Here is a 478-nt window from a genome sequence, read left to right on the forward strand (position 1 = left end):
GTGTAGGGCACATGCTCCATGATGCCCATGTCGGCAGGCGTCGGCGCAATCGGAATAGGGCGCATCGCAGGACCCTCACCGTACTTCCGTATGTACGCCTTCCGATACTGTTCGTAATCCTCATCACGTACCTTTTCGTAGGCGGCAAGCGCCTTGGCGTACTCCATGAGGCCCGGGCGCTCTTCGCTCTGATACTCCCACGTATTGAACGTAAGCAACGAATCCAGCGACATCTTGATGACGGGGACCGTTGGTAGCTCGTGGTACAGCGGATTGTCCGCGTTCTCGAACTGCGCGACGCTGATCACCTTGGAGATGAGCCGTGCAGCTTTCGTCACGTCGATCGTGTTGTCCACGGTGAACGAGTCAAAGAAAACGAACGGTCGTCGATCCTGTGCCTTTAGCTCAGGGCGGTTGGCGCGGCTGTTGCCTTGCTCCAGAGTTCCCGGGTTCCACACGACTTCAGTACGGCATATAC

At 57.3% G+C, this 478-nt stretch carries 1 protein-coding gene; it reads right to left on the reverse strand.

Annotated features, from left to right (window positions below):
* On the reverse strand, positions 1-478 hold a 478-nt coding region (locus AC1RPQ_RS07900; protein ID WP_481762246.1), incomplete at both ends, for a hypothetical protein.

It is taken from the genome of Dellaglioa sp. CoH-57-MRSF-21, from assembly GCF_056781915.1.